12 protein-coding genes are annotated in these 12,593 nt (G+C 63.2%); 7 read left to right on the top strand and 5 right to left on the bottom strand.

Annotation, left to right across the window (positions count from 1 at the left end; genetic code table 11):
* Positions 1–107: 107 nt before the first annotated feature.
* Positions 108–878 (bottom strand): response regulator transcription factor, encoded by a 771-nt coding sequence (locus AC0L3C_RS17730; protein ID WP_007595845.1) that lies wholly within the window; start codon positions 876–878, stop codon positions 108–110.
* An 819-nt stretch (positions 879–1,697) separates the two neighbouring features.
* Here AC0L3C_RS17730 and AC0L3C_RS17725 point away from each other — a divergent pair.
* Positions 1,698–2,696, top strand: coding sequence for a hypothetical protein (locus AC0L3C_RS17725; RefSeq protein ID WP_473408587.1), 999 nt, complete (start codon positions 1,698–1,700; stop codon positions 2,694–2,696).
* 13 nt (positions 2,697–2,709) lie between these two features.
* Here AC0L3C_RS17725 and AC0L3C_RS17720 read toward each other — a convergent pair whose 3' ends face one another.
* The gene (locus AC0L3C_RS17720; protein ID WP_473263649.1) at positions 2,710–3,288 is read right to left on the bottom strand and encodes a MarR family winged helix-turn-helix transcriptional regulator; all 579 of its coding nucleotides are present in this window, start codon (positions 3,286–3,288) and stop codon (positions 2,710–2,712) included.
* Between the two features lie 486 nt (positions 3,289–3,774).
* Here AC0L3C_RS17720 and AC0L3C_RS17715 point away from each other — a divergent pair, with 486 nt between their 5' ends.
* Together AC0L3C_RS17715 and AC0L3C_RS17710 are read left to right on the top strand one after the other, a co-directional pair.
* A complete protein-coding gene (locus AC0L3C_RS17715) occupies positions 3,775–5,001 on the top strand; it encodes an MFS transporter (RefSeq protein WP_473283295.1) in 1,227 nt (408 codons plus the stop codon).
* Between the two features lie 111 nt (positions 5,002–5,112).
* A complete protein-coding gene (locus tag AC0L3C_RS17710) occupies positions 5,113–6,000 on the top strand; it encodes a dienelactone hydrolase family protein (protein WP_473263648.1) in 888 nt (295 codons plus the stop codon).
* Positions 6,001–6,007: 7 nt separating this feature from the next.
* Here AC0L3C_RS17710 and AC0L3C_RS17705 read toward each other — a convergent pair whose 3' ends face one another.
* Complete coding sequence (locus AC0L3C_RS17705) at positions 6,008–6,862, bottom strand: SDR family oxidoreductase (protein WP_473408586.1); 855 nt, start codon at positions 6,860–6,862, stop codon at positions 6,008–6,010.
* Between the two features lie 145 nt (positions 6,863–7,007).
* Here AC0L3C_RS17705 and AC0L3C_RS17700 point away from each other — a divergent pair, with 145 nt between their 5' ends.
* Complete coding sequence (locus tag AC0L3C_RS17700) at positions 7,008–7,724, top strand: HAD family hydrolase (RefSeq protein WP_473408599.1); 717 nt, start codon at positions 7,008–7,010, stop codon at positions 7,722–7,724.
* A gap of 66 nt (positions 7,725–7,790) precedes the next feature.
* Here the strand turns inward: AC0L3C_RS17700 and AC0L3C_RS17695 are convergent, their stop codons facing one another.
* Positions 7,791–8,198: a nuclear transport factor 2 family protein gene (locus tag AC0L3C_RS17695; protein WP_063995078.1), complete on the bottom strand. Its 408-nt coding sequence runs from the start codon at positions 8,196–8,198 to the stop codon at positions 7,791–7,793.
* Between the two features lie 100 nt (positions 8,199–8,298).
* Positions 8,299–9,783 (bottom strand): mannitol dehydrogenase family protein, encoded by a 1,485-nt coding sequence (locus AC0L3C_RS17690; RefSeq protein ID WP_473408585.1) that lies wholly within the window; start codon positions 9,781–9,783, stop codon positions 8,299–8,301.
* 145 nt (positions 9,784–9,928) lie between these two features.
* On the opposite strand from AC0L3C_RS17690, the gene AC0L3C_RS17685 reads away from it, so the two are divergent.
* The 3 genes from AC0L3C_RS17685 to AC0L3C_RS17675 all read left to right on the top strand — a co-directional run bounded on the left by AC0L3C_RS17685 (position 9,929) and on the right by AC0L3C_RS17675 (position 12,593).
* Positions 9,929–10,741, top strand: a complete 813-nt coding sequence (locus AC0L3C_RS17685) for a FadR/GntR family transcriptional regulator (protein WP_473408584.1) — start codon at positions 9,929–9,931, stop codon at positions 10,739–10,741.
* Positions 10,742–10,829: 88 nt separating this feature from the next.
* On the top strand, positions 10,830–11,789 hold the full coding sequence (locus AC0L3C_RS17680) for a sialic acid TRAP transporter substrate-binding protein SiaP (RefSeq protein WP_473263725.1): 960 nt from the start codon (positions 10,830–10,832) through the stop codon (positions 11,787–11,789).
* A gap of 225 nt (positions 11,790–12,014) precedes the next feature.
* Positions 12,015–12,593, top strand: a complete 579-nt coding sequence (locus AC0L3C_RS17675; RefSeq protein WP_473283275.1) for a TRAP transporter small permease — start codon at positions 12,015–12,017, stop codon at positions 12,591–12,593.

The following is a 12,593-nucleotide window of genomic DNA, read 5'->3' as shown; positions in this document are numbered from 1 at the left end:
CGGTACTGCCGCGCCTCTGTTCGCCGTCGACGTCGCTGAAAATACAACGGCCTCTGCGAAGGTGGTTCGCAGAGGCCGTTGTCGGTTTAGTGGCAGCGCTCTGCCGATCAGTTTCCGGCCGGATACGCCACTGGGGCGGTATGCGCCCTGTTCAGCAGGATGCCGACTTCGTCGAGCTCCTGCATCGGCACGTCGATGGTCTCGCCGGCCGGGATGTCGAGGCGGTATCCGACGTAACGCCGGGCCACGATTGCATCGAAGCCGAGGCGGTCGCGGAGCTTCTTGCGCAGTTTGCTGACGTGGCTCTCGATCACGCTCTCGTCGAATGTCGCTTCGAAGATGCCGTAGACCGCGTTGAAGATCTGCGTCTTGGTGACCCACTTGCCGTGGTTGCTGACCATATATTCGAGAATGCGCAGTTCGCGGCGGGGCAGGGTGAGGGCGTGGCCAGCGATCTCGGGGTCACGTCCGTTGAAGAAGACCTGGATCCTGGTCTCGCAGGGCCTCGGCAGTTCCCCGACCCGGCGACGCGCAATCGCGGCCGTTCGGGCGAGGATCTCGCGGAGGTGAATCGGCACGTGGACGACGTCATCGACGCCCGATTCGAAGAGCTCCAGCGTGTTCTTGAGCATCTTCTGGCCGCTCATGGCGATAATCGGTGCCGAGGAGCGCTTGCGCATTGCCCGCGGCAGGCTTCCGCGGGTGTCGCAATCCCCGAGGAGGAAGGCGTCCACCGCGGCCAGATCCGATTCACTCGCAGATTGCAGCCAGTCCCAGAATTCTCCGGAGGAGAAGCCGATCGACGATACACCTTCGCGAACGAGCCCTCCGACATAGCTGTTCGTGACGCTCTCGCGATCATCAACGATAATATACATCAGTTTTTCGCCCCTGTTTCGCACTTGTTTCGGCCGGTTGTTTGTTGTGATGCCCGGCTCGGCAACTGTGCTGTTTGACGATATTCCATCCCGCGAACCGTTATTATGGTTTCGATATTCGCGGGCAGCCCTACGCATTCAGTGCCTGCGTCTCGCAGGCCTGCTACTTCGACTCGATACTGAACGCTTACTGCGTGAGGCTCGGCGGGTGTCTTGCGGATCACCTCGCGGAGCGGATTGAGAAAGCGACCTAGAACAGTTGCGCCAAGTTGCTCATTGCGTCCGAACGCCACTGTACTGTGTCGATCTCCTCGCCAACTGGCGAGAATCACTTGAGTAGGACCGTAACAATTGCCGATTTCCGATCAAGCGTGCGCAACTAAGCGTTTGCTATAGGTGCTTGATACTCTTGATTCGTTTCGAGTTGTTTCTTTGTATATTCAATCGTATCAGTTGATTTAGAATTCGAACTAGTTTTGCACCGTGGCGGTTCTAAAGTTCCGCATCCCCGTATGATTACAGCCATTTCGCGTGGTGCTTCGCTTCAGGCACATTGATGGGTTTTCAACCCGGGATTGACTCTCGCCATCGTCTTTCCACATGCGACAATTCGACTCATGTATGGCGAGGCGACTCCAGCTTGGCGAAATCTTGGCGAGGGTGTGTCTTTCGAGTCGCACTCTCGCCACGTGCGTGACGCGTTTGACTCATGTGACGTCGTATCGCGCGGGATGAAAAGTTTTCGATGCGCACGTTTCAGGCAAGCTTCGGCAAATAATGTCACCGTTCGAAAGATCGAACCGAACGGAGCATTCTCGCATGTTGTCCGATGGACAAGCTCGTCCCAACGCGACCGCCGATGTTTCCGCAGCGGCGAAACCTGCTGCGGAGACGCGCGATGCCAGAGACAATGCGGCACCGACGGCCAAGCCTGCTTCGAATACCAAGCCTTTTGCAAATACCAAGCCTTCTGCAAATACCAAGCCTGCTGCGAACACCAAGCCTGCGTCGGCAGCAGCGAGCGATGAGACTCTGGCGAAAGAGGCGCTCGAGGGCCTGAAGCGTATTCGCGCCAAGGCGCGCCTCGACAAGATGGCAATCCCCAAGCCTGCGCCCACCGTGATCAAGCCGGCCGTGATCGTGGCCAAGCCGCCGCCGCCGCGTCCGACATGGGTCGTGCCGCTCGCGACATTGGCAGTCGCTGCAATCCTGGTCGTCTGCGCCTGCACCGGCGTGATCGCCTATCTCACCACGCAGCCCGCCCAGAGCAACGTCGCAGCCAATACTGAGATCAGGAATCTGCGCGAGACGGTGGCGCAACTGCGCAGGCAGGTATCCGGCGTGTCCGACAATCTCGACGGCCTGCGCACCGCGGTCGATCAATCGAGCAAGGCGACCAATGACCGTTTTGGCCGTTTTGGCGAGAATCTGGATCGCATCGAACGGGTGAGCTCGTCCTCTACGGTGAAGCTCGACAAGCTTGCCCAGGTGCAGGCTCAAGTGCAGGCCCAGGCTCCGGCGCCCGTAGCCTCACAGCCAATGCCAATGATGGCCTCGGCCGCGACGCCCGAGATCACGGGATCGGTAGCACCGTCCGAGCGCATGTCGGCGCCGCGCAAGACGGTCAAGGGCTGGTCGGTCCGCCAGGCTTATGAGGGGATTGCGATCCTGCAGGGCCCGAACGGCGTCGTCGAGGCGGTGTTGGGACAGCAGGTGCCCGGCCTTGGCCGTATCGAGGAGATCAAAAGCGAGAACGGACGCCTGGTGGTCGAGTCCAGCGGGGGCGTCATCTATTCGTCACGCAAGGCGACGCCCTGATCGAGGGCAGCTTCTATTTACGGTGATGCTCGAAGCTGGTGCACAGCAGATCGACCTCTGCCTCCGCGATCGGCGCCCGAAACAGCCGGCAGCTGAACTCGGCCGTCGTCCTGCTGTCCGTGGTGGTGCGATCTTCGCGGAGGAAGATGCATCGCTTGCAGACGTCGGTATGGTGCCGCTGTTCGGCTGCGTCCGACTGATCCAGCACGTGGCGGAGCGCGTCGCGGAAGCTGACTTTCGCCTCGTCCTCCAGCACGGTGATGGCCTCGACGAGGACGTTGACGGGGTCGCGCACCAGGAACTTCTTGCCCTGTTGTGTCACGCTCAGCATCACCGAACGCTTGTCCTGGGCCGAGCGCTTTCGCTCGAGATAGCCGAGCCGCTCCAGCTCGCCGATGATGAACGAGGCGGTGCCGCGGGTAGTGCCGACGTAACTCGCGAGCGCCGACGGCGTCCGGGAAAACCGGTTGGCGCGGGAAAGGAACCGCAGCGCCATCCACTCGCGGTCGCGCAAGCCGTGCTTGGCGCCTTCGAACCACAGGATCCGGGCGACCTGTTCCAGCAGTTCAATCGATTCGCGAGCCAAGTTCATTTCAATTCCAGGTCGGTAAATCTTAATTCAATTGAGCTTTGGTAGCGCAATCCGGGCAGCTGATAATGAGGATCCCGAAAGAGGTGGAACCTTCCGGTCGTGGAACTAGAGCGTAACGAAGAAAGTTCGAGTAAATCGCGCGGTTCAACTCTTCTGAAAATTTCCGTCAAATGACCGCGGTGTACGCGCCAATTCCGATGGCGCGGGATGTGCGTGCAACATGATGTGTCGTTGAGACCACCGCAAAGCCCATTTGTTGCGCGGGGCGCTTCGAATTGCGCGAGCAGGCGGATCGGCCGCAACTCGGGGAGCGGAAAAGAGGACGGGGGAACCACCGTTTTCGGTTAATGAATGTTGCGTCGCAATGCGGCCAGGCGGTTAAATCGAAATAGGATAGAGCCCGGGAATGCCAGAGTGTCGTCCGTCATCGAGCAAGTGAAGCCGTTCAGCGTCAAGCGCGCAGCATTGGCCGCCACAGTCGGCAACATGCTCGAATTCTACGACTTCATTACCTACAGCTTCTTCGCGATCCAGATCGGCCATACCTTCTTCCCGACGGGAAGCGAGTACGGCAGCCTGATGCTGTCGCTGGCGACCTTCGGCGCCGGCTTCGTGACGCGGCCGATCGGCGGAATCGTGCTCGGGATCTATTCCGACCGGATCGGCCGGCGGCCTGCCATGCTGCTGAGCTTCGCACTCATGGGGCTATCGATCCTGACCATCGCGCTCACGCCGGCCTATCAATCGATCGGCCTTGCAGCGCCCGTCATCGTGATCGCAGCGCGTATGGCGCAAGGCTTTGCTCTGGGCGGGGAGGTTGGACCGACCACCGCCTATCTGATCGAGATCGCCCCGCCTCAGCATCGCGCGCTGGTGGTGGCCTGGCAACCGGCGAGCCAGGAGATCGCCGCGACCGCGGGCGCGCTTGTCGGCGTCATCCTGAGCAGGACGATGGCGCCGGAGATGCTCGACGCCTATGGCTGGCGGGTGGCGTTTCTGATCGGAGCGGTGTGCCTGCCGTTCGGGTTCTGGATGCGCCGGACGCTGCCCGAGACGATCCCGCAGGCCGAAGCCGGTGCCCGCACTGTCGAGCACACAGGTCATCTCTCGCAGGCGAGACGGCACCTTGGCATCATTGGACTCGCGCTGATGATCCTGGCGAGCGGTACGATCTCGACCTACGTCACCCAATACATGACGACCTATGCGCAGAACACGCTGCATGTGTCGTCGACACTGGCTTTCACCGTGTCGCTGGTCAGCAACGGCATCCAGTTTGTCGGTGCGCTGGTCGGGGGCTGGCTGGCAGATCGTCTCGGTCGCAAGCCGGTGATGATCTGGCCGCAGCTCGCCACGCTGCTGCTGACCTACCCGACCTTCCTGTGGATTGTCCATGCGCCCGGCGCGTTGTCGCTCCTGGTCGGTTTCGGTGTCCTGTCCGTCATCGGCTCGCTGCCGTTCACTGCGTTCTACGCGACCTTCACCGAGGCACTGCCCCAGAACATCCGCGGCGGTGTATTCGCGACCGTCTATGCGGTCGCGATCGCCAGCTTCGGCGGCACGGCGCAGCTCGTGGTCACCTGGCTCCTCCACGTCACCGGCAATCCGCTGGCGCCGGCCTGGTACCTCCTGCTTGCAGCGATCGTTGGACTTATCGCGATGAGCCTCATGCCCGAGACTGCGCCGGTGAAACAACGTCAGAACAAGATCTGAAAACAAGGCTGAAGGCGGCGCACTCGCAGGCTGGTGATTTGCCTTTCGCCGGCAACTATGGCGAATGCGTCGCCTGAAGGATCAGGGGCACGCATCAGGAAGGACGAACCGATGAAGATCGAGACCACCATGACATCCGACGTCGTCGGGCTGACCAAGGTTGCCCCGGTCTCGCGCCGCGGATTCATGAGCGCGACCGCGGCGGTCGCGGCCGGCTACACGCTTGCGGCCGGGCCCGTGCGCGCCGAGGCGATCACGACCGACACCAGCGGCCTCCAGACCGGGGACGTCAAGATCAAGGTCGGCTCCGAGGAGATGCCTGCGTATTTCGCCCGCCCCGCCGGCAACACCAAGGCGCCGGTGATCATCGTGGCGATGGAGATTTTCGGGCTGCACGAATACATCAAGGACGTGACACGGCGCCTCGCCAAGCGCGGCGCGTTCGCGATCGCGCCGGACTATTATTTTCGGAAGGGCGTCGATTTGACCAAGGTCACCGAAATCAAGGACCTGCTGCCAATCGTCAATGCCAAGCCGGACGCGGAGCTGCTGTCCGATCTCGATGCGACGGTGGCGTGGGCGGGATCGCAAGGCGGCGACACCGGCAAGCTCGGCATCATCGGCTTCTGCCGCGGCGGGCGCACCGTCTGGGAATATGCCGCCCACAGCGGCAGCCTCAAGGCTGGTGTTGCGTTCTACGGCACCGTGGTCGATCCCGCCAATCCGCTGTGGCCGAAGAGCCCGATGCAGCTCGCGCCCGAGATGAAGGCACCGGTGCTCGGCCTCTATGGCGGCGCCGATACCGGCATTCCCGTCACTCAGGTCGAGCAGATGAAAGCCGCGCTCGAGCAGCACAAGAAGACGGCCGAGTTCAAGATCTATCCGGAAGCGCCGCACGGCTTTCATGCCGACTACCGCGGCAGCTACCGCAAGGACGCCGCAGAAGATGCCTGGAAGCAGGCCCAGGCCTGGTTCAAGAAGTATGGCGTGTTGAGCTGACGCTTGATCATGATCCTCCTTCCCCCGCTTGCCACAACGCATCCAGGGCCTGACGGTAGGTCGGATACGCAAGTGTGACGCCGAGCTCGCGCTTCAATTTCGCGTTGGAAACACGGGCGCTGCTGGCATAGAAGCTGCGGGCCATCGCCGACATCTCGGCGGTCTCGAACGGCTCTTCCGGTGGCGGCGCAACATTCATCAGCTTCGCCGCGTAAGCGATCACGTCCTGCGGCGGCGCCGGCTCGTCGTCGCAGACGTTCCACGTACCGCCGCTCGGGTAATGAACCGCGGCCATGATCGCGCTCGCGATGTCGTCGACGTGGATGCGATTGAACACCTGTCCCGGCTTGATGATGCGCCGGGCCGTTCCAGCGCGCAGCGTCACCAGCGCGTTACGGCCGGGCCCATAGATACCCGCAAGCCGCAGGATCGCGGCGGCGCCACCGGTCGTGTCGGTCCAGGCCTGTTCCGCCGCGACCCGCATGCGCGTGCGGTCGAGGTCCGCCTTCGGCGGCGTGCTCTCGTCGACCCAGCCGCCGGCGTGATCACCATACACGCCGATCGTGGAGAGATAGATGATCCTGCGGTGGCGGTCCGCCGCCAGCACGTCCGAGAAGGTCGCGACGGCGGGATCGCCGGCGCTGCCGGGCGGGATCGATATGAGAAGGACATCCGCGTCTCTCATGCGTTCGACTGTCTCGCGTGCCGGACGGCTCCCGGAGAAGGCGTGTACCTCGATGCCGGCGAGATCGCCCCGCTGCGCGGGATCGCGCACCGTGCCGGCGATATGCGAGAAGCGGCCACCGAACAGGCGGACGAAGTGCCGGGCACTGTAGCCGAGACCAAGGATAAAGAGCCGCATACGTCTTCCTTGCAGGTCGGAGTTCCCGTTCGCGCCGCAGCGCGCCCTCCGCTCATAAGAGATTTTTGGGTCCGGCAAAAGATATTGCGATTTGTCCCGCCCGGCTGTGCAGGCGATGGTCGCTCGTCGGAGGGACGCATCGAACATGCAGGCAGAAGCGCCAGCCATCATGCTATCTGACGCGGCTGAGCTAGTCCGCCGCGCCGCCGCGCTGATCTTCGATGTCGACGGCACCTTGGCCGAGACGGAGGAACTGCATCGGCGGGCCTTCAACCATGCCTTCGCCCGCCAGGGTCTCGACTGGCAGTGGGACCGGGCCGTCTACAAGGACCTGCTGCGGGTCACCGGCGGCAAGGAACGGATCCGGGCTCACCATGACAGGCTGAGGATCGCCGCGCCATTGTCCGATGTGGACATCGCGGAACTCCACCGCATCAAGACTGCGCATTATGCCGAACTGGTCGAGACCGGCTGCTGCCCCTTGCGGCCCGGAGTGATGGATCTGCTCGCTGCTGCCAAGGCGCGCGGCCAGCGGCTCGCGATCGCGACGACCACGTCGCACGCCAACATCGATGCGCTGCTGTCGCGGGCGCTGGGAAAGGGCTGGGCCGCGGATTTTGATGCGATCGTCGCCGGGGATGACGTGCGGCATAAAAAGCCTGCGCCGGATGTCTATGTCGAGATCCTGGCGCGGCTGAAGCTCAACGCGTCCTACTGCGTCGCGATCGAGGATTCCGCCAACGGCCTGATCGCGGCCTCAAGGGCGAATATTCCCGTGCTCATCACCAGGAGCATGTTCTTCCGGGACGACGATCTTAGCCAGGCGCGGGTCGTGCTGGATGATCTGTCCGGGTTAGGGTGAGGCGCAAAACAAAAAACTGAAAAACAACCCCATGCACAGTAGAATGTGCCTGCGGGCCGGCCGCTCTCAATGGACGCGGTGGCTCGCTCTATCGTCCTCAGCTTGCTCGACAATCTGCGCGATCGGGCTGGACTGGTGGTGCACCAGGCGCCAGTCGTCGCCGACGCGCCGAAAATGGTTGGCAGCGGCCAATGCCGTGCCGTCGACGATCTCGATGCAGAGCACGCGCGCGCTGTCGCCATCGACGATGGCCTGCGGTTCCGCGCAGACGATCTGCGGCCGTTCCGGACTCTGCAGGATGTCGCGCCAGCTTCCGATCACTGTGGCCCGGCCGACGATGGCCGGCCAGCCGGGATGAATGCAGGAAATGGCGTCATCGTCCGCCCACATCCGCTCCATTTCGTCGAAATCGCCGGTCGAAAAGGCGGCGTAGAACGCTGCGTTCGCGGCGATCACCTTGCTGTCCTTTGCCATGCCTCTCGGGTGGGGCAACGACAGGCAAAAATCAAGCAAGACTTCCGTCGACTTTCTATTCGATCTGGACCGCAATGCAGCATTGCTGCCCGTTTTGTGGTCACGCCGCGATCAGCGTCTCCACCGCACGCCGCGCGCCATCCTTGTAGAGTCGGCCGAGCGCCGCGGTCACGGCCTCGCGCAGGCGCGGTTCCGCGCCCAGCGGCCCGAACACTTTTCCGACGCCGAGCAGCGCGGGCGCCAATCGTTCGGCGAGGGGACCTGCCTCGCGCGCCAAGCCAGCGAACTCGGCGGCGAGCGGATCGCGCACGTCGATGGTGCGGCCTTTCTCGTCGAGGCCGGTGACATAGCGCATCCAGCCGGCCACCGCGAGGGCATGCGTCGCGATCGGAAGGTTGCTGGCGAGACGATCCTGCATCGCGCCAAGCAGCCGCTGCGGCAGCTTTTGCGAGCCGTCCATCGCGATCTGCCAGGTGCGGTGATGCAGTGCCGGATTGGCGAAGCGCTTGAGCAGCGAGGCGCGATAGGCGGCGAGATCGGTGCCCGCGGGCATCGTCAGCGTCACCGCGGCCTCTTCCATCACTTGCGCGGCGAGGCGCGCGAATTGCGGATCCTGCATGGTGTCGGCGATAGTCTCGTAGCCGGCGAGATAGCCGAGATAGGCCAGCGCCGAATGGCTGGCGTTGAGCAGACGCAGCTTCATCAGCTCGAACGGCTTGACGTCGTTCACCAGCTCGACACCCGCCGCGGCAAGATCGGGCCGGCCCGCTGAAAAACGGTCCTCGACCACCCATTGCGTGAACGGCTCGGTCATGACGGGCCATGCGTCACGCAAACCGAGCGCCGATGAAACCGCATCGCGGTCACCATCCGTCGTCTCCGGCACGATGCGGTCGACCATGGTCGAGGGGAAGGCCGCCGTATCCGCGATCCACTTGCCGAGATCCTTCGAGCGCAGCGCGGCGAATTGCGTCACGATCCGCTGCACGGTGTGGCCGTTGGCGGCGAGGTTGTCGCAGCTCAGCACGGTGAAGGGCGGGACGCCCAGGGCCCGTCGGCGCGCCAGCGCTGCGACGATGGCGCCGGGAGCCGAGCGCGGCGCGTCGAAATTGTTGAGGTCGTGCACGACATCAGGATGCCGTTCGTCGAGATCGCCGGTCTGCGGCGTGTGGCAATAGCCCTTCTCCGTGACGGTGAGGGAGACGATGCGAATGGCGGCATCGGCCATTCGCTCGACCAATCGTGCCGGGCTTTCGCGCGCGACCACGCTGTCCAGTAGCGCACCGATGATGCGGTGTTTGGTGCCTTCGGCTGCACGGACGGCAACCGTGTAGAGATGATCCTGCGGGGCGAGGGCGTCGCGTGTGTCAGGGCTGCGCAGGCTGGCGCCGACGATGCCCCACGACGTCGCGCCGGCGGCAAGGCAATCGTCGATGACGACGGCCTGGTGGGCGCGATGAAACGCGCCAAGGCCGAGATGCACGATGCCGGGCGTGACGCGCGAACGGTCGTAGGCCGGGCGGCGGATGCCTGGTGGCAGCCGGTCGAGATTGGCGCGGCCAAGGCGCGTTGGATCAAGGCGCATGGTCGTCTCTCCCCTTGTTTGGCCGCTGCTTGACATGGCGCCCGTCCTCGGTCAATGCTGCGGTCAATTGGTAAGACCAATTTTCCAAAATTGGCGGGCCGCGGGCAGCGAGAGCTGCCGGCATGACCCTTTCGGGAGGACCAGCGTGCCGCTGGAAGCTGTGGAGGCGAGACGGCTTTATCGCCAGGTCGCCGATCAATTGCGAAGCCTGATCGACAGCGGCGAGTACGCGGTCGGCAGCCGCTTGCCGACCGAGCGCGAACTCGCCGAGCAGCTCAAGATATCTAGGCCGACGGTGCGCGAAGCCCTGATCGCGCTCGAAGTCGAAGGCCGCCTCCGCATCCGCGTCGGTTCCGGCATCTATGTGATCGAGCCCGCGGCGGTTGCGGCGACCGCGCCTGCTTCCGTCATCGAGGGCCCGTTCGAGCTGTTGCGTGCCCGCGAGTTCCTGGAAAGTGCCATCGCCGAAGAAGCCGCGCGCGTGGCGACGAAGGATGACGTTGCCCGCATCGATGCGTCCCTTGTCGCGATGGAGAGCGTGGAACACCCTGGCGAAGCCTCGATGGTCCACGACCGCGCCTTCCACGTCGCGATCGCCGGAAGCCTCGGCAATGCCGTTCTGGTGCGTGTGGTCGGCGAGTTGTTCGACCAGCGCCTCAACCCCTATTTCGCGCAGCTTGCGCATTATTTCGAGAGCCCGGGCACGTGGCGCACTGCGCTCGACGAGCATCGCGCGGTGCGCGACGCGATCGCCGCGCATGATCCCCGGGCGGCGCGCGAAGCCATGCGCGATCATCTCGCACGATCCCAGGAGCGCTTTGCGCAGAATTTTGGCCCCGAGACCGCGGCAGGATCGTCTTCGGCACGCGGCCGATCGGCAGGCTCGCCGGTAACGCCGGCAAAACCGGAGCGAGCGCTGAAGAAGCGGGCCAAAAGCGGCAGCGCGCGGCGGCGATGAGATTGGGCGGCCCGCGTCCACTTCAGGCGGGCGAACAAGAAGCAGACTTGAAAAAATGGAGGAAAAGTCAGTGTTGAAAAAGATGACAATGGTGCTGGCGGTCTCGGCCGCGGCGATGTTTGCTACGACCAATGCCGGCATGGCGCAGACCAAGCTGAAATGGGCCCATGTCTACGAGACCTCGGAGCCCTTCCACACCGCCTCAGTGTGGGCCGCGCAGGAGATCGGCAAGCGCACCAACGGGCGCTATGCGATCGACGTCTATCCGGCCTCGCAGCTCGGCAAGGAAGCCGACATCAACCAGGGCCTCTCGCTCGGCTCGGTCGACATCATCATCTCCGGCTCGAGCTTCGCGGCCAAGAGCTTTCCGCCGATCGGCGTGACCTACTATCCCTACACCTTCCGTGATGCCGATCATCTGCTCGCCTACACCAAGAGCGACATCTTCAAGGAGCTCACCAAGGGTTATGAGGACAAGAGCGGACACCACATCGTCGCCGTGACCTATTACGGGGTGCGCCAGACCTCGTCGAACAAGCCGATCAAGACCTGCGCCGACCTCAAGGGTCTGAAGATGCGCGTGCCCGACGTTCCCGCCTATCTGGCGATGCCGCGCGCCTGCGGCGCCAACACCGCGCCGATCGCGTTCGCCGAGGTCTATCTCGCGCTCCAGAACGGCACCGTCGAGGCCCAGGAGAACCCGCTCACCACGATCGAAGCCAAGAAGTTCTACGAGGTGCAGAAGCACATCGTGCTGACCGGCCACATCGTCGACCATCTCAACACGGTGGTAGCGGGCGCGCTCTGGAAGAAGCTCAGCGACGAGGACAAGAAGATATTCACCGACGTCGCGCAGGAAGCCGCCGCCAAGGCGACCGCGGAGATCAAGCAGAACGAGGCCAAGCTGGTCGCCTTCTTCAAGGAGAAGGGCCTGACCGTCACCGAGGTCGACAAGAACGAGTTCCGCGACACCGTGCTGAAGAACGTCGCGTTCGAGACGTTTGGCTATCGCAAGGCTGACTGGGAACGGATTCAGGCGGTGAAGTAACGGACGCTTGCTGCGCTATCAATCCTCATGGTGAGGAGCGCGAAGCGCGTCTCGAACCACGAAGGCCCCGGTGTCGCCGGGGGCCATCCTTCGAGACGCTTGCTTCGCAAGCTCCTCAGGATGAGGAGCGGAGCAAGTTCGACGCAGTCAAACTAACTTGTCATTCCGGGTTCTACGCTCAAGCGTTGCCCCGGAATGACGCCCGCTACTTCCTAGGAGTAACCCATGTCCACCGCCGAAACGCACCGGCAGATCACCGCGGACGAGATCGCCCACACCTTCGAGGAAGAGGCGGCACCCAAGGTCGATCTCGGCATCTACGCTTTCGAGGACTGGGTCGCGCTAGCGATCTTCTGGGTGATGGCGCTTGCCGTCTTCCTCCAGTTCTTCACCCGCTACGTGCTCAACGATAGCTACGCTTGGACCGAGGAGATCGCGACCTACTGCCTGATCGGCGTGGTCTTCATCGGCTCCTCGATGTGCGTACGGCTGTCGCGGCACATCCAGGTCGACCTGCTCTATCGCTACCTTCCGCACCTCGTGGCGCGCGCGCTGTCGACCGTGATCGACCTGATCCGGATCGCCTTCTTCGGCTACGCCATCAAGCTGGTCTGGGTCTACATCCAGATCATCGGCGACGAATCCATGACCACGATCAATCTTCCCAAGGACTACGTCTACTACGCGGTGCTGCTCGGCTTCGTGCTGATGTTCGTCCGCTCAGTGCAGGTGGCCGTGCAACATTTGCGACAGGGCTATTCGATCCTCGAACGTCCCGGCGCCTACGACGGTTTTGAAGGGTAA

This window comes from Bradyrhizobium sp. WSM4872 (genome assembly GCF_055811715.1).
The sequence above is the reverse complement of the archived record's forward strand: the minus strand, read 5'-3'. Positions and strand labels throughout refer to the sequence as shown.

Excerpts from the sequence above, each read along its gene's own strand:
- AC0L3C_RS17730 (WP_007595845.1), bottom strand. The coding sequence starts at position 878 with ATGTATATTATCGTTGATGATCGCGAGAGCGTCACGAACAGCTATGTC.
- AC0L3C_RS17725 (WP_473408587.1), top strand. The coding sequence starts at position 1,698 with ATGTTGTCCGATGGACAAGCTCGTCCCAACGCGACCGCCGATGTTTCC.
- AC0L3C_RS17720 (WP_473263649.1), bottom strand. The coding sequence starts at position 3,288 with ATGAACTTGGCTCGCGAATCGATTGAACTGCTGGAACAGGTCGCCCGG.
- AC0L3C_RS17715 (WP_473283295.1), top strand. The coding sequence starts at position 3,775 with ATGCTCGAATTCTACGACTTCATTACCTACAGCTTCTTCGCGATCCAG.
- AC0L3C_RS17710 (WP_473263648.1), top strand. The coding sequence starts at position 5,113 with ATGAAGATCGAGACCACCATGACATCCGACGTCGTCGGGCTGACCAAG.
- AC0L3C_RS17705 (WP_473408586.1), bottom strand. The coding sequence starts at position 6,862 with ATGCGGCTCTTTATCCTTGGTCTCGGCTACAGTGCCCGGCACTTCGTC.
- AC0L3C_RS17700 (WP_473408599.1), top strand. The coding sequence starts at position 7,008 with ATGCAGGCAGAAGCGCCAGCCATCATGCTATCTGACGCGGCTGAGCTA.
- AC0L3C_RS17695 (WP_063995078.1), bottom strand. The coding sequence starts at position 8,198 with ATGGCAAAGGACAGCAAGGTGATCGCCGCGAACGCAGCGTTCTACGCC.
- AC0L3C_RS17690 (WP_473408585.1), bottom strand. The coding sequence starts at position 9,783 with ATGCGCCTTGATCCAACGCGCCTTGGCCGCGCCAATCTCGACCGGCTG.
- AC0L3C_RS17680 (WP_473263725.1), top strand. The coding sequence starts at position 10,830 with ATGGTGCTGGCGGTCTCGGCCGCGGCGATGTTTGCTACGACCAATGCC.
- AC0L3C_RS17675 (WP_473283275.1), top strand. The coding sequence starts at position 12,015 with ATGTCCACCGCCGAAACGCACCGGCAGATCACCGCGGACGAGATCGCC.